Origin of the sequence: Bradyrhizobium lablabi (assembly GCF_018129385.1) — a bacterium.
In the GTDB taxonomy this organism is placed as follows: domain Bacteria; phylum Pseudomonadota; class Alphaproteobacteria; order Rhizobiales; family Xanthobacteraceae; genus Bradyrhizobium; species Bradyrhizobium lablabi_C.
The window spans coordinates 1-20,684 of record NZ_JAFCLN010000029.1 but is presented as its reverse complement, the minus strand read 5'-3'; the positions used below and the strand labels follow the sequence as shown (position 1 = coordinate 20,684).

Genomic DNA, 20,684 nt, shown 5'->3' with positions numbered 1-20,684 from the left:
TGAACTAGATCTCCTTGCGTTGCATCGCGCCTGCGATGTGGTCGGCCTGCCGGATCGCGAGCGCCACGATCGTCAGCGTCGGATTGCAGGCGGCGCCGCTGGTGAACTGGCTGCCGTCGGAAACGAACAGGTTCTTGACGTCGTGGCTCTGGCCGAATTTGTTCACCACGCCGTCCTTTGCTTTCTCGCTCATCCTGACGGTGCCGAGATTGTGCGTGCTCGGGTAGGGCGGCGTCGGATAGGTCACGGTGGCGCCGACGGCCTCATAGACGGCGGCGCCCTGCTTGTAGGCGTGGTTGCGCATCGCGACGTCGTTGGGATGATCGTCGAAATGCACGCTCGCCACCGCCATGCCGAACTTGTCCTTGGCCTTCGGATCCAGCGTGATGCGATTGGTTTCCTGCGGCATGTCCTCGCCGACCAGCCACATGCCGGCCATGCGCGGATAGGACTCCATCGCCGACGTGAAGGAGCGTCCCCATGCACCCGGGTTCAGGAACGCCGCCATGAAGGGCACGCCGATCGACAGCGTCTCCATCTCATAGCCGCCGACGAAGCCGCGTTTGGGGTCGTTCTTGGCTTCGTCGCGGATGATGCCGGCCATGGTGGTGCCGCGATACATATGCACCGACTTCTCGAACGCCGCGTACACGCTGCCGGTCATATGCCGCATATAGTTGCGGCCGACCTGACCGGACGAGTTGGCAAGACCGTCCGGGAACATGTTGGAGGCGCTGTTGAGCAACAGGCGCGGGCTTTCGATCGAGTTGCCGGCAACCGCCACCACGCGCGCTTTCTGGCGCTGCATCGCGCCGGCCGCGTCGGCATACACCACACCGGTCACCTTGCCGGACGCATCGTGCTCGATCTTGATCACCATGCTGTTGGGGCGCACTTCGAGATTGCCGGTCGCCTCGCCCTTGGGGATTTCGGTATACAGCGTCGACCATTTGGCGCCGGACTTGCAGCCCTGGAAGCAGAAGCCGATCTGCTGGCAGGCGCCGCGCCCGTCGCGGGCCTCGCTGTTGATCGCCATGTTGCCGGTATGCACGGTCTTGTAGCCGAGCTTCTTCGCGCCGGCTTCCATCACCTTGAAATTGTTGTTGCCGGGCAGCCCCGCAATGCCGTTGGTACGGGTGACGCCCATCTTGTCCTCGGCCTTGGCGTACCACGGCTCCATCTCGGCCAGCGTGATCGGCCAGTCCAGCAAATTGGCGCCCTGGATGCCGCCATAGGTGCTCTTGACCTTGAACTCGTGCTCGTCGAAGCGCAGCGAGGCGCCCGCCCAGTGCGTTGTCGAGCCGCCGACCGCCTTCACGATCCACGCCGGAAGATTCGGGAAATCCTTTGCGACGCGCCAGCTTCCCGAGGTGGTGCGCATGTCGGACCAGGCGAGTTGGGTAAAACTCTCCCATTCATCATTGACGAAGTGCTGGAGTTCGATGCGCGAGCCCGCTTCCAGAATCACGACCTTGACGCCCTTTTGCGCCAGCTCATTGCCGAGCGTTCCGCCGCCCGCGCCGGAGCCGACGATCACGACCACGCCGCTGTCATTCAGATCGAATTTTGCCATGTGGGTTTCCTCCCTGACCGTTCGTTGCCTGAAGGCCTTTAGGCCTTCGGGAGCCAATCGATGTCGGCGAAGCCGCGCTTGATGTAGCCGCCATGCTCGGCGGAGGAGCCCTCGTAGCCGAACTTCGGCCAGACCTCTTTCTGGTTGTAGAGGGAGACGACGAGGTCGCCGCGGATCTTCTGGAAGAAGGCGGACTGCTCGATGCCCTGGAGCAGCGCGACGCGATCATTTTCCCACGCCACCTGCGCGTAAGGCACCTTGTGGCGGGCGTTGGCCTCCTGATCGAGCCGGGCTACGCCGTCGTTGATCAGTGACTTCACCGCCGGATCTTTTGCCGCCTTGCCGTCCCACGGCTTGATCGCGACGATGTAGTAGCTGTCGCCCAGGAAATCGTGCGGATAGATATCGCGCGCCATCTTCACCAATGTCTTCAGCGTTGACGGCGTCAGTGTGCCGGCGTCGTCGGCCCAGGCATCGCCGACGGCAAGGCCCGTGCTTGTCGCAATGGCGACGGTTGGAATCGCAGTTGCCGCGCCCTTCAGAAAGACCCGGCGGTCGTATTTGCTTCGACGATCGACTTCTCTCATGGGTGTCCTCCATTGAATGCCTGTTGATTGCGATTAGCCGAAGCGTCCACCCCGCTGGATCACCTCGATTTTGTAGCCGTCAGGGTCGGCAACGAAGAAGAAGCGCGCCAGCGTCCTGCCGTCATGCTTGAAGTCGCGCAGCGGTCCGGGCGACAGGCGTTCCCGCTCGAACCGCGCGTGTTCGGCGTCGACGTCATCGACGACAACGGCGAGATGGCCGTAGCCGTCGCCCAGCGCGTAGGGCTCCTTACGATCGAAATTGACGGTCAGTTCGACCTCGAAGGGCGAGGACGGATGACGCAGATAGATCAGTGCGAAATCCGCAAACTTGAGATGGTCGGCGACCTCGAGCCCGAAGGCGCGAGCGTAGAAGTCCAGCGATTTCGCCTCGTCGAACACGCGGATCATCGAATGAACGGGCTTTGCCATTCAGTTCAGTTCCTTCAGATAGGCGATGATGGCGGCGCGGGTCTCCGCCTTGGGCTGGCGGTAGGCCATGTTGGAACCCGGGACCGTCGCCTGCGGATTGGCGAGATAGGCATCGAGCCTGGCGTCGTCCCAGACGAAGTCCGCGTTGGCAAAGCCCGCCGAGTAGTGGAAGCCATCGAGCTTGCCGGCGGGTCTGCCGACGATCTTGACCAGTGGCGGACCTTGCCGCACCGGGTCGGACAAATTTGTCGTGTGGCAGGTCGCACATTGCTGCTTGAACAGCGTCGCGCCATCGGGCGGCGTTGCCGCCGGCAGCGCCATCTGCGCGCCGGCCATCCGCACCACAAGCGCCGCGCCGCAGCATCCGAGCCCGATTGCCTGTATTACGAGCAGCTTTGTCATATACATCACCGTTGGCGTGCACAGACTTTAGGTCGCGGCAAACAGGCGGTGGTAGTAGCGGGCTGTTTCACGCCAGAACAAAACCGGCCGCGGCTTGAGCCAGGCCGGTTCTGGAGGTGGCGCAATCCCCAAAAAATCTGGCGACTCGGCTTTCCCGGCATGCCGCTCGGCAGCGGGGCGATCGCGATCTTCACTGGCTTTTTCGGCTTTGCCGATGTTGCGCGATGGTGGGACGGGAAACGCCCGTCGGCGTGATTGCGTCCTGGACGCGAGGGAACTCGTCGCTGCGCGAACCGCTATCGGTTGATGCGGCTCACGCTAGCGGTTGTGTCAAACGGCGGTTTCGCGGAGTTTTCGTGAAACGCGCGATCGAAGCGGACGCTGCCGCCGCATATCGGGTCGGCCCGTGGCCAACGTTTCGCGAAATGACCTTCAAATCTCTGCACGATGACCACACGACGCAGTTTGCATCGCGCCCGCGCCGTTCGTGACAACAACCAGTTCCGGCGATGACGTGGCCAGGCAAAGGCGAACGGCGCAGCCAATCGCCCGGCCATTCATCGCCGACCAAACCTGGGAGAAGTGAATGAAGCTGATCAAAACCTCGGCGATCGCGTTTGCCGTATCGGCGCTGCTTGCCGGTCCCGTGCTCGCGCAAGGCACCTCGGCCGACCCGCAGTTGCGCGGCAGCGTGCAAGGCAAGGGCTCCATGCAGAAAGGCGTGACGGGCAGCGGCGATGAGGAATTCAACGCGCAGCCCGCGGCACCCGGTGAGCGGACCGGTACCAGCACGAAATCGAAGGGCACGGTCGGCGCCGGCAGCGGCGCTGTGCAAAAGGGTACCGGCGGCGCCACCGGCGATTCCGCGCCCGGCGGCAAGCGCTACTAGAGCGTTTTCAAGCGAAGTGGATACCGGTTCGCGTGAAGAAAACGCGTCAAAACAAAAAGCTGGAGCCCGTTCCGATTCAATCGGAACGTAAACGGCTCTAGCCGAGGCGATCTCCTTCGATACTTGTTTTTTGCGAAGACGAGAACTCCGGCCGCAGCGCGGCTGGAGTTTTTCACGTCGGTTTTCTAGTCGTCATAACGGCGCGGGCCGCGGCCGGCCTTGATGTCGCTGCGGCGCTTCTTGCCTTCGAGGCGGCGCTGTTTGGAGCCGAGCGTCGGCCTGGTCGGGCGGCGCGGCGTGGGACGCACCAGAGCTTCGCGCAAGAGTTCAATCAGGCGGTCGATCGCATCGCTGCGGTTGCGCTCCTGGGTGCGAAAGCGCTGGGCGTGGATCACGATCACGCCCTCCTTGGTCATGCGCTGGCCGGCGAGGCGGACGAGGCGCGCGGCGGCATCCTCGGGAAGCGCGATTCTGCTGGTGTCGAAACGGAGCTGCGCGGCGGTGGCGAGCTTGTTGACGTTCTGCCCGCCCGGTCCGGAGGCGCGGACGAATGCGATGTCGATGTCGTCTTCGTCGATCGAGAGGTTGTGCGAGACCCGCAGCATGGCGTCACCGGGAGAGGAATCGGTGGCCGCAGAATAGCGGGTTTGCTGCCCCAACCGAAAGATGCGTTCCCCGGACGCTGCGCAACATGAAATGTTGCGCTGCTGAGCCGGGGTCCATTGGGTGTGGCAACGTGTGGGTCCCGGCTCTGCAGCGCACCGCCAAGGCGCTGCGCTGCGTCCGGGACACGTGAGAGACTAATTCGCCTTCGGCGCGGTGGCGGCCGGCTGGGCGGCGGCTTGCGGGGCGCGGCCGACGACCACGGTGAGCAGGCCGTGACCCCACAGTCGTTTGGCGGCCTTTTTGGCGTCGTCCAGCGTCACGGCGTCGACCATCGCATTGCGCTTTTCGATGTAGTCGATCGGCAGCTTGTCGAGCTGATATTGCAAGAGCGCCTGCGCCAGTTTCGACGAGGTATCGAGCGCCAGCATCTGCGAGCCCTTCAGGTACGATTTGGCGTCGTCCAGCTCCTTCTGCGTCGGGCCTTCCTCGGCCATGCGGCGGATTTCCTTCTCGACCGCATCGACGGTCTCGCCGGCGCGGTCGGCGCGGGTCCCGGTGTTGCCGATGAACAGCGCGGAATGCTCCATCCAGGTCAGCGATTCATAGATCGAATAGGCGAGCCCGCGCTTTTCGCGGACCTCGCGATAGAGCCGCGACGACAGGCCGCCGCCGCCCAGAATGTGGTTCACGACGTAGCCGGCCATGAAATCGGGCTCGTGGCGGCGGATGCCGGGACCGCCGAAGGTGATGACCGTCTGCGGCACGTCGAGCGGGACGAAGGCGCGTTGCGGCGGCTTGGCCGCGACGACATCGGCGACCGGCGTCAGGTTGCCTTTCGCCTGTAGGCCGCCGAATGCCTTGTCGAGCAATTTCCCGAGCGTGTCGGGGTCGACGTCGCCGACCACTGCGATCCGCAAGTGATCCTTTGCCACCACGCGCGCGACATAGTCCTTCAGATCGGCGATCTCGATTTTCGGCACGCTCTCCAGCGTGCCGTTGGAAGAACGGGCATAGGGGTGGTCGCCATAGGCGAGTTCGAGGAATTTTCGGCCCGAGAGCGAGTTCGGATTGGTGGTTTCGCGGCGCAGACCCGACATGATCTGGTTGCGGATGCGCTCGACGTCCGCCTGATCGAAGCGCGCCGAGGTCAGCGACAGGCGCAACAGATCGAAGGCTTCGTCCTTGTTCTCCTTCAACATGCGCAAAGAGCCGCGCAGATTGTCGCGCGCCGCGGAAAAGCTGAGTTCAATGGCGCGGCGCTCGAGGCGTTCGTGGAAGGTCTTGGAATCGAGATCGCCGGCGCCCTCGTCGAGCAGGCTCGCGACCATATTGCCGAGACCGGACTTGCCGGGCGGATCCTGCGAGGCGCCGCCGCCAAAGGAATATTCCATCGCGATCAGCGGCACGGTGGCGTCCTGCACGAACCAAGCTTCGATGCCGCCGGGCGATACCAGCCGCTGGATCTTGGCCGCCGCCTGTGACGGCGTCGGAGCGAGTGCCGCAATCGCGAGCAGGGCGCCGCCGGCCAGCGCGGCTCGCCGGGTCAATTGATAGGTCACGAACGCTTCTCCTCGCGCTTCGACGCCGTTGTCGTATCCTTGATCAGATAACCCGTCACCGAACGCTTCTTGTCCAGCCATTTTGCCGCGGCCTCACGCACCTGCTCGGCGGTGACGGCGCGAATCCGGTCCGGCCAGCTCCTGATATCCTCGATGGAGAGGCCGGAGGTCAGCGCGCCGCCATACCAGCGCGCCATGGTGGCCTGATTATCCTGCGCATAGACCGCTTCCGCAATAAGCTGGGTCTTGACCCGCTCGAGGTCTTCGGCGCGCACCGGGTTGGTCGCAAGATCGGCGATGACCTCGTCGATCGCCTTCTCGACATCAGCGAATTCAACGCCGGGCTTCGGCGAGACCGAAATCTGGAACTGGGTCGGGTCGAGCGAGGTGCCCTGATAGCCGGCGCCGGCGCTGACCGCGAGCGGGCGGTCGATCACCAGGGCGCGGTAGAGATAGGAATTGGAGCCGGTGCCCATCAATTGCGCGAGCACGTCGAGCGCCGGGCTTTCGCCCGATGCGGCCGTGGTGGAAGAGGGCACGAGATAATAGCGCCGCACGCTGGTCTGCTCGACGCGCGGGTCGGACAGCGTCACGGTGCGCGGTGCGGCCGGCGTCGGTTCCTGCGGCCGGATCCGCTTTGCGGGAATCGCGGGCTGGGCGGGAATGGCGGCATAATACTTCTCCACCAGGGGGCGGACGTCCTTTGCCTCGACATCGCCGGCGATGACCAGGGTCGCGTTATTGGGGGCGTAGAAGCGCTTGTAGAAGGCGAGCGCATCCTCGCGGTCGAGTTTTTCGATCTCCTGCCGCCAGCCGATCACCGGCCGGCCATAGGGATGGTTGAGGTAGAGCGCGGCCATGATCTGCTCGGTCAGCCGTGCATCCGGATTGTTGGCAACCCGCATGTTGAATTCTTCCAGCACGACGTCGCGCTCCGGCAGCACGTTCTCGTCCTTGAGGATGAGACCGGTCATGCGGTCGGCCTCGAACTCCATCATCCTCGGCAACTGATCGCGCGGCACGCGCTGGAAATAGCCGGTGTAGTCGTAGGAGGTGAAGGCGTTCTCGTTGCCGCCGATCTTGAGCACGGTCTGCGAGAACTCGCCCGCGGGGTGCTTTTCCGTGCCCTTGAACATCAGATGTTCGAGGAAATGCGCGAGGCCTGATTTGCCCGGTGTCTCGTCGGCGGAGCCGACCTTGTACCAGATCATCTGCGTGACAACCGGCGTGCGATGATCCGGGATCACCACGACCTGAAGGCCGTTATCGAGGGTAAAGCTCGCGGGCTGCGTCGTGCTCGCTGAGGTCTGCGCAGAAACGCCGGCCGCGCCGGCGAAAGTGGAGAGCAAAGCGGCAAACGCAAAGGCAGCAAAACGATGTGATGGCATCATGACCTGTCTAGCGCGTCATCCGCAAAGGAGTATCGATGCTGCGGCCAAGCGATACGCGCCGTTTCCAATTTGAGTGACGGGCCGGACAAACAGTCCGGATCCATTTTCGTTCAAGCATGATCTTTTTCGGAAACCGGTACGCACGTTGCGCTACGCGGCCCTCCGGGTCCGGATCATGCTAGGCTCGCGATATACACCGCGCGCGAACCCGGCCTTGCTCACGAAGGCGAGAGAACAGCTTAACTATTCGCCATACTTGCCGGCGGCCGGATTGTATTCCTTGTTGAGCGATTCCTTCGGCCCGGTGCCGTAGGCAAAGTTGGGCGACGGCGTCTGGTAGCCGGTCGGCGGCTGGGTCAGCGAATCGCGCGTCGGCTCGCCCTTGAACGGGGCCGTCTCGCTCTTGTTGCCGCCGAACAGGCCGCTGAAGCCGCCGGAATAGCCAAGCTGCGACGGGCTCAGAATCGAGTCGGGCTTTGTAGCGCCGGGCTGCACGGGATCGTTGTTGGCACGCGTCGGTGCGACGGTCTTGCCGGCCGCGAGCTCGGTCGGCGATAGGGGACGGGCGGCTTCGATCGGGTCCTTGTTAGCTTTCTTGCGTGCGGCGATCGCCTGCTTGCGGCGCTGCTCGTCGGGATCCTTCGGCCAGTTCGGCGCGTTTTTCTGGACGGCAGCTTCCTGCGGCGGCGGCAGATCGAGCTTCGGAGGCACCACCAGCGGTGAGCGCTCGCGGTACTCGATGCCGCGGTTTTCCATGTTGGTGCCGCCGATGCCGCGCATGATGCCTTCGATGATCTTTTCCTCGAAGGTCTTGTCGTCTTCGTCGTCGTCCTCGGCGCGTGCGGGGCCGGAGGCCACCACGAGGCCGATGCCGAGCGTGACGGTTGCGAGCCACAGGCCGCGGCTGAACCGCCTGGAAAGTGTCCGCATCATCCAACCGCTTGCATCAGACTCGCGCATCGCGCTGTTCCTGTTCAAGAATTCCGGGTCCGCCAGTCCGGGCCAGGCGCCCATTCGAGGGGTCCGTATCGGCCGGGATCAGGGCGCTTTTGCGGCGGGTACCCCCAGCAGGGAATCATACAATAGGGCCGCTACCCCGGCAACAATGGCCACATCCGCAACGTTAAACACGTACCAATTGTAGGTTTTTCCGGCGATTTCGACATGAAGCAGGGCGAAATCGACCACCGCGCCGTAGGCGAAGCGGTCAATGGCATTGCCGATGGCGCCGCCGATGATCAGTCCGAGCGCGATGGTGGCGAGCATGGTTTTCGACCAGGCCATCCACAGCGCCAGCACGATCACGGCGATTGCCTTCACCGCCGTGAGCACGATCTGGGCGAGGAAATGGTCGGACTGGAACCAGCCAAAGCTGATCCCGACATTCCAGGCCAGCACGAGGTCGAAGAACGGTGTCACCCGCACCGCGCCGTGTCGGCCGATGTCGAACACGTAAAGCAGCCAGAGCTTTGAGGCCTGGTCGAGCACCAGCGCCACAACCGCCGCGATGATGCCGGCGCGGAGAGGGCGGCTGCGAGGCCGTTCGATCTCTGACGCCTCTGACACTTACCTGGCCTTCTTTTTCTTCTTGGCGTTTTTCGTCACGCCCTTCGCCTTTGTCTTGCGCGCGGGCGCTTTCTTCTTCGCTACTTTCTTCGTTGTCTTCGCGGCCTTCTTTTTCGAGCCCTTCGAAGGAGCCTTGGCCGATTTGGCGGGCTTTCCGCGCTTCACGGCGGCCGCGCCCGGCTTTGCCTTGCCTGCCTTTGCTTTGGCGGCCTTCGCATTGGCAGTCTTGGCCTTGCCGGCGTTTGGCTTGGCGGCCTTTGCCTTGCTGGTCTTCGCCTTCGCAGCTTTGGACTCGCGGGGCTTCGCCGTAGCGGTCTCGGCCTTGGCGGCTTTGACATTCTTCTTTGGCTTGGCTGCCCTTGGCTTGTCGTCCGCAGCAGGCGCTACGGTGGTTGATGCGACGGCTTCGCGGACCACTTCCGGCGCGCCTTCGGGTTTGAGCGATGGCTTCTCGTTCGGCTCGGCGAGCCCGGGGGCCGCTTCGACAAACCTTACCGGCTCTACGCCCTCCGCAAGCGCCTTCCATTCGCGCAAGGCCTGCGCATCGCGCGGCGTGACGTCGGGATATTCGGGGTCTTCGCCTACCGTCGGCAGGATCTTCCAGGAACGCGCGCATTTGGTGCCCTGCGCGAGTTCGACCACCACGGCAACGCCCTTGACGTCGGGCAGCGTGAATGCACTGACGGGGCCTTCGCCCTCGCGGACCTCATAGTTCGAGGTGATGCAGACCTCGGCCAGATCGACATCAAAGAGGGTAGCCAGCAGTGCCCGGTCCGCGACGTAGATGATCGGCGAGGCTTCCAGTGACGAGCCTATATTCTTGGCGGCGCGCTCGAGTTCGAGGGCGCCCGTCACGACGCGCCTGACGTCGCGGATGGTCTCCCACTTCGCGGCGAGCGCATCGTCGCGGAAGGAATCGAACTGCGTCGGGAACAACGTCAGGTGCACCGACGGCTCGGCATCCGCCTTGTACATCCGCCAGGCTTCTTCGGTCGTGAAGCTCAGCACCGGCGCCAGCCATTTCAGGATGGAATCGCAGATGATGTCGATCGCGGTCAGCGCGGCCTTGCGCGCCAGCGACGACGGCGGATCGCAATAGAGCGCGTCCTTACGGATATCGAAATAGAACGCCGACAATTCGCTGTTCATGAACGCGGCAAGGCTTGCCACCACGGTCTTGTAGTCGAAATCGGCATAGGCCTGCCGCACGATCGCGGCCTGGCCGGCGAGCTGATGCAGCATCAACCGCTCAAGCTCCGGCATGTCCGCATGCGCGACCGCGTCGGCCGGGTTGAAATGCGCGAGCGTGCCGAGCATCCAGCGGATCGTGTTGCGCAGCTTGCGATAGGTCTCGACCGTGTTCTTGAGGATCTCGGGGCCGATGCGCTGGTCGTCGGCGTAGTCGGTGGCGCAGACCCAGAGCCGCAAGATGTCCGCGCCGGAATCCTTCATCACCTTTTGCGGCTCGACGGTGTTGCCGAGCGACTTTGACATCTTGCGGCCGTTCTCATCCAACGTGAAGCCGTGGGTCAGCACGACGTCATAGGGCGCGCGGCCACGCGTGCCGGAGCTCTCCAGCAGCGAAGAGTGGAACCAGCCGCGATGCTGGTCCGAGCCTTCGAGATACATCACCGTGTCCTGCCCGCCGTCGATCTTGCGGACGATGTTGCCGAGCTGCGGAAAATGCTGGCGGTCTTCCAGCACGAAGGCATGCGTCGAGCCGGAATCGAACCAGACGTCGAGGATGTCGTCGACCTTGTTCCAATCCTCGTTCGCACGTGACCCGAGGAAACGCTCGCGCGCGCCGTCGCGGTACCAGGCGTCGGCGCCTTCCTCCATGAAGGCCTCGGTGATGCGCTGGTTGACGATCTCGTCCTGCAAGATTTCGGCCGAGCCGTCGCCCTTCTCGCGCACGAACACGGCGATCGGCACGCCCCAGGCGCGCTGGCGCGAGATCACCCAGTCCGGGCGGTTGACGATCATGCCGTTGATGCGGTTCTGGCCCGACGGCGGCACCCATTGCGTCACCGAGATTGCGTGCAGCGCGCGGGCGCGCAGCGTGTCGCCGGGTTTTGCCGTGCCGTTCTCGGCGATGTCCTTGTCCATCGCGATGAACCATTGCGGCGTGTTGCGGAAAATCACCGGCTTCTTCGAGCGCCAGGAATGCGGATACTGGTGCTTCAGCCGCCCGCGCGCGAGCAGGTTGCCGGCGTCGACCAGTGCCTTGATCACGGCCTCGTTGGCATCGCCCTTCTCGCCCTTGTCGTTGATGACGCGCTTTCCGGTGAAGCCGGGCGCGTGATCGGTGAAGGCGCCGTTCTCGTCGACGGTGTAGGGGATCGCGGTGTTGATGCCGCGGCTTTCCAGCTCGCGCGCATTCGCCGTCCAGACGTCGAAGTCCTCGCGGCCGTGGCCGGGCGCGGTGTGCACGAAGCCGGTGCCGGTGTCGTCGGTGACGTGCTCGCCCGGCAGCAGCGGCACGGTGAACTCATAGCCGCCGCCAATGCCCTTGAGCGGATGCGCGCATTCGATCGCATCCATCGTATCAGTGGGGATGTCGCGCACCTTCTCCCAGGCCGTCACGCGCGCCTGCTTGAACACGCTCTCGGCCAGCGCGTCGGCGAGGATCAGCAGATCGCCGGTCTTCGCCCAGTTGTCCGCGGGCGCATCGGTGACCTTGTAGAGGCCATAGGCGATCTTCGGCGAAAAACTGATGGCGCGGTTGCCGGGGATCGTCCATGGCGTGGTGGTCCAGATCACGACGCTGGCGTCCGCAAGCGCGCCATGCGCCGGCGAGGTCACCGGGAATTTCGCCCAGATCATGTCGGACTGATAGTCCTCATACTCGACCTCGGCTTCGGCGAGCGCCGTCTTCTCCACCACGCTCCACATCACCGGCTTGGAGCCGCGATAGAGCGTGCCGTTGGCGGCGAACTTCATCAGCTCGCGCGCGATCTGCGCTTCAGCGGCATAGTCCATGGTGGCGTAGGGATGGTCCCAGTCGCCGATGATGCCGAGCCGCTTGAATTCCTCGCGCTGCACGTTGAGCCAGTGCGTCGCATAGGCGCGGCACTCCTGGCGGAATTCCACCATCGCGGCCGAGTTGCGGAAGTCCGGCTTCTGCCGGCCCTTGGAGCGGTAGTTCTCCTCCTCGATCTTCCACTCGATCGGCAGGCCGTGACAGTCCCAGCCAGGCACGTAGTTAGAATCGAACCCGAGCATCTGCTGGCTCTTGGTCACCACGTCCTTGAGGATCTTGTTCAGCGCATGCCCGATATGGATGTTGCCGTTGGCGTAGGGCGGGCCGTCATGCAGAATGAACTTTGGCCGGCCCGCGGCATCCTTCCGCAGGGCCTCGTAGAGGCCGAGCTCGTTCCAGTATTTCAGGATTTCCGGCTCGCGCTGCGGCAGGCCGGCGCGCATCGGGAAATCCGTCTGCGGCAGGAACAGGGTCTTGGAATAGTCGTGGGCTTCGGACTTTTGCGGATTTTCGGACATGAATGCTCTGATTTGGCTCGGTAACGGCGCCTGATCGCAGGGAATCGCGGGTGAACGGATAAGTCCCGGTCTTGCGCCGAGCCTTTAGCTCAGGCGGAAGCCGGGCCGCTAATGCGTATGATGCGCCGCGCCAACATGGGCGCTTCCTTTAGCAGGGGGAGGAGGAAATCGCAAAGGGTGCCAAAGCCCAATGCATGTCGCAAATGTCCGGTATCGAGCCGGACATGGGGCTTCAGACGACCGTCCCTGCTGAATAGGATTTACGGAGCGACTGCCTATGCCCAAGATCGATGTCGCTGCCGTGCCGGAACGCAAGGGCACTGGCTATCCCGCGCAATTCAATGCCCGCAGTGTCGAGCGCGTGCGACAGCGGCTCGGCGATGCCGGCGGACTCACGGATTTCGGGATCAACCTCATGCGCCTGCCGCCGGGAAACTGGTCGAGCCAGCGCCATTGGCATTCGCACGAGGACGAATTCGTCTACGTGCTCGAAGGAGAACTGACGCTGATCGAGGATGGTGGCGAGACGGTGCTGCGATCCGGCGATTGCGCGGCCTTTCCGAAAGGCACCGGTAATGGCCATCACTTGATCAACCGATCGGACGCCATGGCGGTCTATCTCGAAGTCGGCTCGCGCCATCCCGACGACGTTACCATCTGCTCGGACATCGACATGATGAGCACCAATGCCGATGGCCGCTTTGTGCACAAGGACGGCAGGCCCTACCCCGAGCCATAAGCGCATTTGCCCCGCAGCCCGCAAGCCCGGTTCAACGCTGGCGCGGCCGGGCCGGATTCCCGGTCACCGTCTGGTCCGGTCCGACATCCCGCGTCACCACGCTGCCGGCGCCGATCACGGCGCCGTCGGCGATGGTGACGCCTGGCAGGATGATGGCGCCGCCGCCGATCCAGACGTCGTCGCCGATCCGCACCGGACGGCCGAATTCGAGGCCTTGCCGGCGGCTGGCGGCATCGCGTGGATGATCGGCGGCATAGATCTGCACGGCGGGGCCGATCTGGGTGCGCGCGCCGATGCTGACCTCGACCACGTCGAGGATGACGCAATTGAAGTTCATGAAGACGCCGTCGGCGATGTGGATGTTGTAGCCGAAGTCGCAGAAGAAGGGCGGGCGGACCACCACATCCGCGCCGACTGAGCCAAGGCGCTCGCGCAGCAACGCGTGCCGCTCCGATACGGGCGCGGCCAGCGCCGCATTGTAGCGCGCGAGCCAGGCCTTGGTGATGGCCTGATCGGCGCCGATCTCGGCATCGGGGCGATACAGTTCGCCCGCGAGCATCTTTTGCTTTTCGGTTTTCAACTGTTCACGCCGCGTTCGAGATGCGCATTTCGACGTGCATGCCTGCCGCGCCGACCATGTTGACCAGCGTATCGAGCCCAAACAGCTCGATCTTGCCGCGCATGAGATCGGAGATACGTGGTTGGGTCACCCCAAGCAGTTCCGCCGCCTCCGCCTGGCTCAGCCCCGTGCGAGCGATGTGATCCTTCAAGGCGATCATGAGGGTCGAACGGAGCTTCATGTTCTCGGCTTGCGCGGGTGTATCCTCAACGGCGTCCCACACGCTGTCGAAGCGTTTCCGGCTCATTGGCTTCGTTCCTTCAACAGATCGCGATAGCGCTGACTGGCGAGGTCCAGATCTGCCTTGCGCGTTTTCTGTGTTTTCTTCTGGAAACAGTGCAGCACATAAACGACATCCTCGAACTTCGCCACGTACAGCACTCTAAAGGCCCCTGCGGCATCGCGAATTCACGCCCGGGCCGACGCTGTTCATTGGCTTCCAGTCATCCGGCTCGCGCCCGCGCTGCACTCGATCGAGCTGATATCCCGCCTCGCGCCGGGCTGCCTGAGGAAACGCACGCAAATCCTCGAGTGCGCTGCCTATGAACTCAACGGGATTTGTATCCATTGGCCGTATCGAATATACAAAATTTTGTATGGATCGTCAACCGAGGGGGCGGCGCCCGGCCGATCTCTTCAACCGATCACGCCCAGCTTCGGAAACTCATCCGGCACTGCCGCCAGCATCGCGCGGGCGCGGGCGGAATCGTCATCCATCTGCCGCACCAGGGCGTCGATGTTGTCGAATTTCAGCTCGTCGCGGATGAAGCCGATGAAGGCGACGTCGAGCTCGGTGCCGTAGAGGTCGCCTTTGAAGTCGAACAAAAACACTTCCAGCAGCGGCGCGCCGTTATCGAACGTCGGGCGGCGGCCGAAGCTGGCGACGGCATCCAGCCGCTGATTGCCGAGGCCGACGCGCACGGCGTAGATGCCGTGCTTGAGCGCGCAGTTCTTGTCGAGGCGGATGTTGGCGGTGGGATAGCCGAGGTCGCGGCCGCGCTTCTCGCCGTGGATCACCTCGCCGCTGACGAACCAGGGGCCACCGAGCATCATGGTGGCGTCCGCGATCTGGCCCTCGGCGAGCGCCATCCGGATCGCGCTGGAGGAGACCGGCCGCTCGTCGATATCGACATGGGCCTGGACGTCAACCTCGATGCCCAGGCGCGGAGCTTCGCTGACCAGAAGGCTCGGCGAGCCGACGCGGCCTTTGCCGAAATGGAAGTCGTAGCCGACCGCAATGCCGGAAATGCCGAGCCGCTCGATCAGGTCATGGTGAATGAAATCTTGCGCCGAGGTCCCGGCGCGGGCCTTGTCGAAGGTCATCACGACGGCGCCGTCGAGGGCGGTGGCGGCGAGCAGCCGCAGCTTGTTGGTTTCGGTGGTCAGGCGGAATTGCGGGCTGTTGGGGCTGAAAAAGCTGCGCGGATGGGGCTCGAATGTCAGCGCAAGGGCCGGTTTGCCGCGCGCACGGCCCATTTGCAGGGCGGCCGCGATCACCGCGCGATGGCCGAGATGGACACCGTCGAAATTGCCCATCGCCACGACTGCGCCCCGGGGGATTTCGGCGGCAGGCGTGGTGTCGCGGATAACGGTAAAATCGGATGGCATTTTAGGGAACTTCAGCTCGGGGTCGGGCGGACCGTGGCTTGGGGGGGCCGACGAAGTCAAGCGGGTACGGAATGATCCGCATTGCACGTATTTTTGCGGGCTTTCCCCCCGAGGTGGGTTAACGCGCTGTTTAATGCCTGATGCTAGTCCTTGGTCGCGGGTTTGCGGCCCACGCCGCGTTCCCAACGGTTCTTGTCTGTGGCGTAAAGTGTTCGGGGGTAATGAAGATGGCGGTTGATTTGTCGATGCCGGTTCTGGTGGTGGATGATTACAGCACCATGATCCGGATCATCCGAAATCTTCTGAAGCAGCTTGGCTTTGAGAATATCGACGATGCCAGCGACGGTTCGGCGGCGCTGAACAAGATGCGCGGCAAAAAGTACGGCCTCGTGATTTCCGACTGGAACATGGAGCCGATGACCGGCTACGACCTGCTCAAGGAAGTGCGCGCCGATCCCAACCTCGCCACCACGCCGTTCATCATGATCACGGCGGAATCCAAGACCGAGAACGTCATCGCCGCCAAGAAGGCGGGCGTGAACAACTACATCGTCAAGCCGTTCAACGCCGCGACGCTGAAGACCAAGATCGAGGCGGTCTTCCCGGACATGGCGACGGCGTAAGGTTTCCCGCCTCATCCACGACTGTCGTCGCCCGGCTTGACCGGGCGACCCAGTATTCCAGAGACGTCAGCGATAGAGCCGAGAAGCCGCGGCGTACTGGATACCCGCATTCGCGGGTATGACGGCCGCGTGGTCAGGCGGCAGTCGGGCCTACCACCGCAACTCCCGCATCAGGGCGCGCGGCGGGTGGCCGAACAGCTCCTTCACCGAGGCGGCATCGAGCTGGTCGACGCCGGCAAAATCCTCCGAGTGAATGCCGCGGGTGACGAACAGCAGGTCGATCCCGAAACCATGCGCGCCGGCCAGATCCGTGCGGACGGAATCGCCGATGGCGAGCACCTTGCGCGGGTCGGCGGGCCGGCCGCGGCGCTCGGCGGCGAGTTGCATGGCGCGCTCATAGATCGGCCGGTGCGGCTTGCCGTAGAAAATCACCTCGCCGCCGAGTTCGCGGTAGAGCTCGGCGATGGCACCGGCGCAATAGACCATCCGGTCGCCGCGCTCGACCACGATGTCGGGGTTGGCGCAGATCAGCGGCAGCTTGCGATCCAGCGCCTTCAGCAGCATGGGGCGATAATCCTCGGCCGTTTCGGTCTCGTCGTCGAACAGCCCGGTGCAGATCACGGTGTCGGCCGCCTCCAGCGGCGTCAGCACGACGTTGAGGCCTTCGTGGACGGTGCCGTGGCGATCGGCGCCGATCCAGAAAGTTTTCTGGCCCGGATGATCGGCGACGTAGCTGCGCGTGAGATCGCCGGAGCTGACGATGGCGTCATAGACATCGTCGGCAACGCCGAGCTTACGCAATTGCCGCTGCACGGCATCGGCGGGCCGCGGCGCATTGGTGATGAGGATGACGGTGCCGCCCTGCTTACGGTAGGTGTGCAGCGCCTCGCAGGCTTCGGGAAACGATTCCAGCCCGTTGTGGACGACGCCCCAGATGTCCGAGAGCACCACCTCCACGCCGCCGACGAGGTCGCGCAGCCGCTCGACAAAACGCAGCGATGTCATGCGAGAGATGACCGGTTAGTTCGGGCCGGCGACGCGGCGCGCCAGGGCGGCATTGCCGGTCGCCCGCGGTGGCGGGCCGACGGCCGGAGTTTCTGATGCAGGTGAATTGCCGGAGCCATTGGAGCCGTTGCGTTCGCCTGCGCCGTTCGCAGGCGCTCCGGCGATAGCAGAGGCGCCCTCCGGCCGCAACGGCCGCGGCGGGGCAAACAGAAAACCCTGGCCGAAGCGGACGTCGTAATCGAGCAGATCGACCACGGCGCGCTCGCCCTCGATCTTTTCGGCGATCAGGTCGATGCCGAAACGGCCAAGCAGGTCGGAGAGGTCGGACGGATGGATGTCCGATGTCGAGGTCTGCTTGGGATCGAGCAGCAGCGCCGCCGGCACCTTGATGAAGCGCACGCCGCGGTCGGCGAGTTCGCGCGGCTCGACCCGCAGATCGGTGACATGGTCGATCGAGAAGCGATAGCCGCGCTGCGACAGCGCCGCGAGATTTTCGGTTTCCGTCGGGCCGAGGTTGCGGAAGGTCGACTGCTTGAATTCGAGCACGAAGGAGGGGGCCAGCACCCGATTGGCTTCGAGGAAATCGAGGCATTGCGCAAAATTGGTCGGATTGCCGAGCGTCGCCGCCGAGACGTTGCAGAACACGCCGACATCCTTGTTGCGCACCATCAGGCGGCGCAGCACCTGCACACAGCGCAGCATCACCGCATGATCGATCTTGCCGATCAGGCCGGCGCCCTCGGCAACGCCGATGAAATCGTCGGCGGCCAGGATCTGGTCCTTGTCGTCGCGCAGCCGCGTCACCGCCTCGTAGAAGCGCACTTTTCGCTGCGGCAGCGTCACCATCGGCTGAAGATAGATGTCGAGCCGGTTCTCCTCGACCGCGTTCTTGATGGCGCCGACAAGCTGCGTCAGGCTGCGCGAGGGAACGGTCGCCGGGGCGGCCGTGGCCGTCGGCGCAGAGGGGGCCGCGAGCACAGCTTCCGCAGCGGCCTTGGCATCGCCGGCGGACGGCTGGTCCGAAGCCGGGCTTGCGGGAGCCGGGGCGGGCGGCGCCGACGCCGCGCTCAGCATTTCCTCGTGACTCGCCACCGAGACGGCGAGCTGCTTGACCAGCACCCCGAGCTCGTTGATCTCGCCGATCACGTTCTGCATGCGGTCGGCGCCGGCGGAATTTTGCGACACCATCTTGCCCTCGATGGCGGCAAGTCTCCGGCCAAATTCAGCGACCTGGCGTGCGAGGTCGGCGGTACCGCGCGAAAGGTCCGCGATCTGGCCGCCGACGTCGGTGCGGTCGCGCAGCCGCATCGAGACGGCGTTGTAGAGAATCAGGAAGGTCAGCGCGGTCAGCGCCACGATCGCCGATTCCATGAAGTTGATGCCGGCCAGCGAATACAGCACCAGCCCGAGCGAGGCGGCGACCAGCACCATGCAGACGGCGATGAAAATCGTGGATATACGGATCATACCGCGCGCGACGTCCTCACGTCCGAATTGCCCGTTCGGGAAAACGCAGCACCCCCAATGGCCTCGAAAGCGCTCCCCCGAACGGGGGCGACCTTACCACCAATGTTGATTCGGAGGGGGAGACTTGTTTGATTTTGAAGAACTATTGCGGCTCCGACACGGCCGGGACGGCCGGTCCCAGCGTATCGGCCATCACGGCGCCGCGGACGCCCAGCGGCTTCGGCGGCCCGACCGTCGTGTCGCGGGCGGTCTGGTGCTCGATTTCCGAGTTCAGTTCGGCCCCGCACAGCACGATGATGGCCGACATCCACATCCACATCATCAGGCCGATGGCGGCGCCGAGCGAGCCGTAGGTGGCGTTGTAGTCCTCGAAGTTCGAGAGGTACCAGGACAGCCCGGCGGAACCGGCGATCCACAGCAGCGCGGCGGCAACGGTTCCAACGCCGAGCCATTGCCAGCGCGCCGGCCGGCGGCTCGGCCCGAAGCGGTAGAGCAGGCCGAGCGCGACCAGCAGGACGACGAACAGCAGCGGCCAGCGCGCCAGGCTGATGATGAGCTTGCTCTCGGAGGCGATGCCGAGATGACCGAGCGCCAGCGGGAACGCCACCACCGCGCTGACCATCAACAGCAGCGCGGCGATGCCGCCAGTGGTGAAGGCCAATGAAACGAGGTTCAGCTTCACGAAGCTGCGCTCCTCCCGTTCCTCGTTGACGACGTTGAGGGCATCGATGATCGCCTTGACGCCGGCATTGGCGCTCCAGATCGCGAGCGCCAGGCCGAACAGGAAAGTCGCACCCAGCGAGGCGTTGCCCTTGGCGAGCACGCGCGCGATCTGGTCCTGCACGATCTGGAACGATCCCTCGGGCAGCATCGTCGCGAGCGTCTGTAGATTGGCGCCGATGGTCGAGGGGTCGGCGAACAATCCGTAGGACGAGACCAGGGCGGTGACGCCGGGGAACACCGCCAGCAGGCCGAAGAACACGACGCCGGCCGCGGTCGCGAGCAGGCGGTCCTCGTTGGTGCTCTCATAGGTGCGCCAGAGGATGTCCTTCCAGCCGGCCCAGGGGATTTGCAGCGGATTGGTGGAATAGCGGCCGCGGCCGTGCTGGGTCAGTTCGCGCGCCGGGCTGCCGGGCTGTGCGGAGGCAGGGCTGATTTCGCGAGAGCCGGGCGGCGGGGCGTCCTGAAAGAAGCGCTGTGCGGCGAGGACCAGGATCGCGGTTGCCGCGATCAGCAACAAATTGCCGTTTTCTCCGGAGCGCGCCGACATCATTCGGCCGTGTGGTGCATCGCCTGGCGGCGGCGGGCCATCGCGACGCCCAGCAACACCGCCGTCAGCGCAACCCCGGCCTGGAGCGGGAAATTATTCTTTCCGTGGCGCGATCCCCTGGCGGAGCGACTGCGGGAGACCGGAGAGGACGTCGCCGCGAGAACGGATGCGGCGACATCCTGGACCGCTTCCGCGGGCGACAGATCGATCGGGTTCGCGCGGATCGCCACGCGCAGGCGGCTGGTCAGGGACGGGAATTGCGGCCCGGGCTGCTTGAGCTTGCGCATGGCGAGGCCGGCGCAGACGGCGGCGATCACCAGCAACAGCGCGCCCACCACGCCGAAGGCGTGGAACAGGCCGTAATTGATCTCGATCCAGCGGAACAGCGCGGTGACGCCGACGAGGCACGCGGCGATCAGGAAAATGCCGGCGGCGGCAAACAGTCCGGCGGCGACGGCGTAGGAAGTGACGGAGCCCGTCGCCTGATTGGCGCGGTCGCGCAGATAAGAGCGGGTCGCGCGCTTGATGTGGTTCAGTTTGAGGCCAATTCCTGCACGCAGCAGGCCGCCTGACGGCGCGAGCATCGCAAATTCCTCCGCGGGCCGAAGCTTGATTGCCTCTGCCCGGGAGAAACGTGCACGCGTTTTGAATGTTCCTGAATGGCGCGTGTCCCAGGCGCGGTGCAGCGTGTCCCGGCGATGCGAAGCACCGTCCGGTACGCTGCTTCGCAGAACCGTAGGGCTATCGCATATGATCCATTTGAGTGTGTGAGCGAACCCGGCCTTCATGGTTCGAGACGCGCCGCAAGCGGCGCTCCTCACCATGAGGGTCCAGGATTTCACCGCGAAACAAG

19 protein-coding genes and 2 pseudogenes are annotated in these 20,684 nt (G+C 64.3%); 3 read left to right on the top strand and 18 right to left on the bottom strand.

What is annotated here, in order from left to right:
• Window positions 1-4 precede the first annotated feature (4 nt).
• The 4 genes from JQ628_RS32495 to JQ628_RS32480 are packed head-to-tail and all read right to left on the bottom strand — an operon-like array spanning window position 5 to window position 2,925.
• Complete coding sequence (locus tag JQ628_RS32495) at window positions 5-1,573, bottom strand: GMC family oxidoreductase (protein WP_212230146.1); 1,569 nt, start codon at window positions 1,571-1,573, stop codon at window positions 5-7.
• A gap of 38 nt (window positions 1,574-1,611) precedes the next feature.
• Complete coding sequence (locus JQ628_RS32490; protein WP_212230144.1) at window positions 1,612-2,160, bottom strand: gluconate 2-dehydrogenase subunit 3 family protein; 549 nt, start codon at window positions 2,158-2,160, stop codon at window positions 1,612-1,614.
• A gap of 33 nt (window positions 2,161-2,193) precedes the next feature.
• The gene (locus JQ628_RS32485; protein WP_212230142.1) at window positions 2,194-2,589 is read right to left on the bottom strand and encodes a VOC family protein; all 396 of its coding nucleotides are present in this window, start codon (window positions 2,587-2,589) and stop codon (window positions 2,194-2,196) included.
• A complete protein-coding gene (locus tag JQ628_RS32480) occupies window positions 2,590-2,925 on the bottom strand; it encodes a c-type cytochrome (protein WP_249128698.1) in 336 nt (111 codons plus the stop codon).
• Between the two features lie 652 nt (window positions 2,926-3,577).
• Between JQ628_RS32480 and JQ628_RS32475 the strand changes: the two genes are divergently transcribed.
• Complete coding sequence (locus JQ628_RS32475) at window positions 3,578-3,880, top strand: hypothetical protein (protein WP_212230140.1); 303 nt, start codon at window positions 3,578-3,580, stop codon at window positions 3,878-3,880.
• A gap of 185 nt (window positions 3,881-4,065) precedes the next feature.
• On the opposite strand, the gene arfB is transcribed toward JQ628_RS32475, so the two are convergent.
• From arfB to ileS, 6 genes and pseudogenes are all read right to left on the bottom strand, one after another.
• Window positions 4,066-4,485 (bottom strand): alternative ribosome rescue aminoacyl-tRNA hydrolase ArfB, encoded by a 420-nt coding sequence (gene arfB / locus JQ628_RS32470; RefSeq protein WP_212230138.1) that lies wholly within the window; start codon window positions 4,483-4,485, stop codon window positions 4,066-4,068.
• 195 nt (window positions 4,486-4,680) lie between these two features.
• Window positions 4,681-6,045, bottom strand: coding sequence for a M16 family metallopeptidase (locus JQ628_RS32465; RefSeq protein WP_349628152.1), 1,365 nt, complete (start codon window positions 6,043-6,045; stop codon window positions 4,681-4,683).
• On the bottom strand, window positions 6,042-7,436 hold the full coding sequence (locus JQ628_RS32460) for a M16 family metallopeptidase (RefSeq protein ID WP_433996182.1): 1,395 nt from the start codon (window positions 7,434-7,436) through the stop codon (window positions 6,042-6,044). Before JQ628_RS32460 ends, JQ628_RS32465 begins: the two co-directional genes overlap by 4 nt.
• A gap of 243 nt (window positions 7,437-7,679) precedes the next feature.
• Complete coding sequence (locus JQ628_RS32455; RefSeq protein ID WP_212230134.1) at window positions 7,680-8,396, bottom strand: hypothetical protein; 717 nt, start codon at window positions 8,394-8,396, stop codon at window positions 7,680-7,682.
• Window positions 8,397-8,474: 78 nt separating this feature from the next.
• Window positions 8,475-9,002, bottom strand: coding sequence for a signal peptidase II (gene lspA / locus JQ628_RS32450; protein WP_349628151.1), 528 nt, complete (start codon window positions 9,000-9,002; stop codon window positions 8,475-8,477).
• 501 nt (window positions 9,003-9,503) lie between these two features.
• Window positions 9,504-12,500, bottom strand: a pseudogene (gene ileS / locus JQ628_RS32445) (isoleucine--tRNA ligase); the annotation flags it as partial.
• A 277-nt stretch (window positions 12,501-12,777) separates the two neighbouring features.
• On the opposite strand from ileS, the gene JQ628_RS32440 reads away from it, so the two are divergent.
• On the top strand, window positions 12,778-13,239 hold the full coding sequence (locus JQ628_RS32440; RefSeq protein WP_212230132.1) for a cupin domain-containing protein: 462 nt from the start codon (window positions 12,778-12,780) through the stop codon (window positions 13,237-13,239).
• 31 nt (window positions 13,240-13,270) lie between these two features.
• Here JQ628_RS32440 and JQ628_RS32435 read toward each other — a convergent pair whose 3' ends face one another.
• The 4 genes and pseudogenes from JQ628_RS32435 to JQ628_RS32420 form a co-directional block, all read right to left on the bottom strand.
• Window positions 13,271-13,798: a sugar O-acetyltransferase gene (locus JQ628_RS32435; RefSeq protein WP_212230214.1), complete on the bottom strand. Its 528-nt coding sequence runs from the start codon at window positions 13,796-13,798 to the stop codon at window positions 13,271-13,273.
• A gap of 25 nt (window positions 13,799-13,823) precedes the next feature.
• Window positions 13,824-14,105, bottom strand: coding sequence for a helix-turn-helix domain-containing protein (locus tag JQ628_RS32430; RefSeq protein ID WP_212230130.1), 282 nt, complete (start codon window positions 14,103-14,105; stop codon window positions 13,824-13,826).
• Window positions 14,102-14,426: pseudogene (locus tag JQ628_RS32425) on the bottom strand (type II toxin-antitoxin system RelE/ParE family toxin). Before JQ628_RS32425 ends, JQ628_RS32430 begins: the two are co-directional and overlap by 4 nt.
• 68 nt (window positions 14,427-14,494) lie before the next feature.
• Window positions 14,495-15,466: a bifunctional riboflavin kinase/FAD synthetase gene (locus tag JQ628_RS32420; protein WP_212230128.1), complete on the bottom strand. Its 972-nt coding sequence runs from the start codon at window positions 15,464-15,466 to the stop codon at window positions 14,495-14,497.
• Window positions 15,467-15,693: 227 nt separating this feature from the next.
• On the opposite strand from JQ628_RS32420, the gene JQ628_RS32415 reads away from it, so the two are divergent.
• Window positions 15,694-16,089 (top strand): response regulator, encoded by a 396-nt coding sequence (locus JQ628_RS32415; RefSeq protein ID WP_016844467.1) that lies wholly within the window; start codon window positions 15,694-15,696, stop codon window positions 16,087-16,089.
• Between the two features lie 150 nt (window positions 16,090-16,239).
• Here JQ628_RS32415 and JQ628_RS32410 read toward each other — a convergent pair whose 3' ends face one another.
• The 4 genes from JQ628_RS32410 to JQ628_RS32395 form a co-directional block, all read right to left on the bottom strand.
• On the bottom strand, window positions 16,240-17,094 hold the full coding sequence (locus JQ628_RS32410; RefSeq protein WP_212230126.1) for a TIGR01459 family HAD-type hydrolase: 855 nt from the start codon (window positions 17,092-17,094) through the stop codon (window positions 16,240-16,242).
• Window positions 17,095-17,109: 15 nt separating this feature from the next.
• Window positions 17,110-18,561 carry an EAL domain-containing protein gene (locus JQ628_RS32405; RefSeq protein ID WP_212230124.1) on the bottom strand — a complete coding sequence of 484 codons (1,452 nt, stop codon included), beginning with the start codon at window positions 18,559-18,561 and terminating at the stop codon, window positions 17,110-17,112.
• Between the two features lie 142 nt (window positions 18,562-18,703).
• Entirely contained in the window at window positions 18,704-19,834 is a 1,131-nt protein-coding gene (locus JQ628_RS32400; RefSeq protein ID WP_212230122.1) for a YihY/virulence factor BrkB family protein, read from the bottom strand.
• Window positions 19,831-20,415 (bottom strand): phage holin family protein, encoded by a 585-nt coding sequence (locus JQ628_RS32395; protein ID WP_212230120.1) that lies wholly within the window; start codon window positions 20,413-20,415, stop codon window positions 19,831-19,833. Before JQ628_RS32395 ends, JQ628_RS32400 begins: the two co-directional genes overlap by 4 nt.
• Window positions 20,416-20,684 lie beyond the last annotated feature (269 nt).

Bases quoted from the DNA above. Each gene is read 5' to 3' on its own strand.
- JQ628_RS32420 (WP_212230128.1), bottom strand. From the start codon at position 15,466: ATGCCATCCGATTTTACCGTTATCCGCGACACCACGCCTGCCGCCGAA.
- JQ628_RS32430 (WP_212230130.1), bottom strand. From the start codon at position 14,105: ATGAGCCGGAAACGCTTCGACAGCGTGTGGGACGCCGTTGAGGATACA.
- JQ628_RS32490 (WP_212230144.1), bottom strand. From the start codon at position 2,160: ATGAGAGAAGTCGATCGTCGAAGCAAATACGACCGCCGGGTCTTTCTG.
- JQ628_RS32435 (WP_212230214.1), bottom strand. From the start codon at position 13,798: ATGCTCGCGGGCGAACTGTATCGCCCCGATGCCGAGATCGGCGCCGAT.
- JQ628_RS32495 (WP_212230146.1), bottom strand. From the start codon at position 1,573: ATGGCAAAATTCGATCTGAATGACAGCGGCGTGGTCGTGATCGTCGGC.
- JQ628_RS32410 (WP_212230126.1), bottom strand. From the start codon at position 17,094: ATGACATCGCTGCGTTTTGTCGAGCGGCTGCGCGACCTCGTCGGCGGC.
- JQ628_RS32475 (WP_212230140.1), top strand. From the start codon at position 3,578: ATGAAGCTGATCAAAACCTCGGCGATCGCGTTTGCCGTATCGGCGCTG.
- JQ628_RS32485 (WP_212230142.1), bottom strand. From the start codon at position 2,589: ATGGCAAAGCCCGTTCATTCGATGATCCGCGTGTTCGACGAGGCGAAA.
- JQ628_RS32455 (WP_212230134.1), bottom strand. From the start codon at position 8,396: ATGCGCGAGTCTGATGCAAGCGGTTGGATGATGCGGACACTTTCCAGG.
- JQ628_RS32440 (WP_212230132.1), top strand. From the start codon at position 12,778: ATGCCCAAGATCGATGTCGCTGCCGTGCCGGAACGCAAGGGCACTGGC.
- JQ628_RS32400 (WP_212230122.1), bottom strand. From the start codon at position 19,834: ATGATGTCGGCGCGCTCCGGAGAAAACGGCAATTTGTTGCTGATCGCG.
- arfB (WP_212230138.1), bottom strand. From the start codon at position 4,485: ATGCTGCGGGTCTCGCACAACCTCTCGATCGACGAAGACGACATCGAC.
- JQ628_RS32480 (WP_249128698.1), bottom strand. From the start codon at position 2,925: ATGGCCGGCGCGCAGATGGCGCTGCCGGCGGCAACGCCGCCCGATGGC.
- JQ628_RS32460 (WP_433996182.1), bottom strand. From the start codon at position 7,436: ATGATGCCATCACATCGTTTTGCTGCCTTTGCGTTTGCCGCTTTGCTC.
- JQ628_RS32415 (WP_016844467.1), top strand. From the start codon at position 15,694: ATGGCGGTTGATTTGTCGATGCCGGTTCTGGTGGTGGATGATTACAGC.
- JQ628_RS32405 (WP_212230124.1), bottom strand. From the start codon at position 18,561: ATGATCCGTATATCCACGATTTTCATCGCCGTCTGCATGGTGCTGGTC.
- JQ628_RS32395 (WP_212230120.1), bottom strand. From the start codon at position 20,415: ATGCTCGCGCCGTCAGGCGGCCTGCTGCGTGCAGGAATTGGCCTCAAA.